Annotated in this window: 1 protein-coding gene and 1 pseudogene; both read right to left on the bottom strand. The window is 32.4% G+C overall.

Going from position 1 to position 2,637, the window contains the following annotated elements; translation table 11 throughout:
- A pseudogene (locus C200_RS04980) lies at positions 1 to 254 on the bottom strand (IS6 family transposase); the annotation flags it as partial.
- Positions 255 to 283: 29 nt separating this feature from the next.
- Positions 284 to 2,356 (bottom strand): S9 family peptidase, encoded by a 2,073-nt coding sequence (locus tag C200_RS04975; protein WP_016211990.1) that lies wholly within the window; start codon positions 2,354 to 2,356, stop codon positions 284 to 286.
- Positions 2,357 to 2,637: the final 281 nt, after the last annotated feature.

Raw genomic sequence — 2,637 nt, 5'->3', positions numbered from 1 at the left:
TCTAACCGCCAAGAGGCACACGTTTGACGAAAGTGGGGCCTCAGCCGTTTGGCGATCTGCGAGCCATACTCGTGCACCCAACGACAAATGGTTGAACGCTCAATCTCAAGACCTCTTTCAGCTGCTATTTCTTTGAGATCACGGTAAGATAAGGCATAGCGGCCATACCAACGCACCAGCCAAAGAATAATCTCACCGGAATAATGCTTCCATTTAAAGGGTTGATTCTTCTTAAATCGTTTACGTTTTACCACAGCAATTCACTCTTAACTTCCGTTGATTGCTACACCCCACTCAAATCTAAATTTTTTGCAACAGTGCCTGCTCGGCTATATTTATTAATCCATGATACATTTCTTATTCCTGCATCGATAATATAGTTTGGATCTGATAATGAGTGATACTGTTTTGGATAAATCAACATCATACTTGGGATGTTTCTTAATTTCAAAATATTGAAAAATTCAACTCCTTGAGATAAAGGAACTCGTATATCGTTTTCTCCATACATTAGTAAAGTGGGAGTTGTTACATGATTAGCAGCATAAATTGGCGAACGTTTTTGATAAAACTTTGGTTTATCCCAAAGGTATCCACCTAAATTAAGTTTTAGGTAGTTTGGTAAATCATTCGTCACGCTGTAGCTTGCCAAATCTGTAATTCCTCCACCAATAATTGCAGCCTTAAATAGCGGACTGTGTGTAATCGCTTGTGCAGTTAAATAGCCTCCATAACTCCAACCAATGATAGAGATTTTTTTACTATCAATGATATTTTTATCATTTAGATATTGTATTCCATCCATTATATCTTGGTAATCTTTACCTCCCCAGTCACCATGATTTAATTCTTTAAAGTAAACACCATAAGCAGATGAGCCTCTTACATTAGGTCTCAAATAAAAATAGCCTTCTTTTGAAAAAGTTGCTATAGGAAAAACAGAGCGTCTTCCTATAAATCTGTTTTGAAAAACATCTGCAGGGCCGCCGTGTAGCTCAATAATCAGCGGATATTTTTTTGATTTATTGTAATTTTCAGGATAAGTAAGTAGGCCTGATATTGTTAGTCCATCTTTGCTTTTCCAATTGATTTTCTCAGTTTTTCCTAAAGTCTCTGAAAATTTAGTATAGCGCGTATTAATATTAGTAATGATTTGTGGCTGATAGCGGATTAAGTTTGTTAGGTAAATTTCTTCAGCTTTTTTGCTGTTTTGCTGTACTATTGCTATTTCGCCTTTAGAATTGATACTTACAGTATCAATCAGGGAATTTGACTTATTTATTTTCACTACCTTAGTAGTAATATCTTCTCTGTCAGTAGAAAGACTATAAATATTGCGCCAAGTATGAAAATTTTCTGTAAAAATAATATTTTTACCACTTTTACTCCAACCAACAAGTTTTGGATCTTGATCGAAGCTACAGGCTAATTTAGTGACACTCTTTGTTATTATTTTTTGCATATAAATACAAAATCGAGGTGACCATACTTGTTCAGGGCTTGCAGTAAATAGTAAATATTGACCATCAGGTGAATAATGAGGTTGCTGCATTATCATTCGTTGTTTAAAGATATTTATTGTATTTATTTTATTGGTCATTAGGTTTATTGTTGATATAATACCGAGATTCCATAGGTCATTTCTATCACCTATATCATGGCTAAATGCAATATCTTTATCATCTTTTGACCAACTTAAATTACCAATATATGAAAATTTGTTTCCTTGAATATATTTACTTATTATTATTTTGTCTTTATTTTTTTTGATATTTTTATAATCTATCTCTATAATGTGCATTTCATCGTTACGCACTGAAGATGAAAATATCTTTAATTTATTTTTATCTATATAAAAATCTTTTTTATTTTCAGTAACATAAGCAATAAAATTTCCATTTCTTGACCAAGAAAGTGTTTTTATGTTATTTTTTGTTTCTGTTAATAAATAGATTTTATTTGTTTTTTTAGACCATATCTTTATTAATGATAATGCATTATCATTTGATTTTTCACTGACCTTCTTAGATAAGAAAGCCAAATAATGACCATTTGGTGACCATTTTGGCATCCAACTATCTTCATCTTTATAATCAACCTTATGGGTTTCTTTTGTTGTTAATGACAATATTTTGATTGAACTCTTCTCAGTCCAAATATTTTTATTGTCCTTTTTGTAAAAATCTACAACATAAGCAAGAGTAGGCGCACTTGAAGACAAGTCCAGCTCGGAAATTTGTTTAATATTCATAAGTTGCTCTGGTTTCCAAGAAAATAACTTGTTTTCAGTTTTTGATGAAATTGCTGGTGACATAATTAAAATCATCAATAAAATTGGTATAAATATCAAATTCATCTTAATCTATCTTCCTAAAAATCTTAATTTACTAAAATTTTGAAAACTAAAATCCGCCCTCCGTCATCTGAAGTGCAACACTACTCTATACTAAGCCGCCATCAAATACTCTAAAAAAATGATTAGGTGAGCGATAATTCAAACTCGCTCTTCTTCTGGTGTTCAATGTATGCTCTATTTTTGGCACTGTTGCGAAAAATTATAGTGAGCTTCAGAAAGGTTATTTTCTTGTGTTCGCCCTCCGTCATCTGAAGTACAACACCGAGTAGAGAGTTCATATC

Source organism: Piscirickettsia salmonis LF-89 = ATCC VR-1361 (genome assembly GCF_000297215.2).
In the GTDB taxonomy this organism is placed as follows: domain Bacteria; phylum Pseudomonadota; class Gammaproteobacteria; order Piscirickettsiales; family Piscirickettsiaceae; genus Piscirickettsia; species Piscirickettsia salmonis.
This window is presented reverse-complemented; position numbering and strand designations above follow the sequence as displayed.

Bases quoted from the DNA above. Each gene is read 5' to 3' on its own strand.
- C200_RS04975 (WP_016211990.1), bottom strand. From the start codon at position 2,356: ATGAATTTGATATTTATACCAATTTTATTGATGATTTTAATTATGTCA.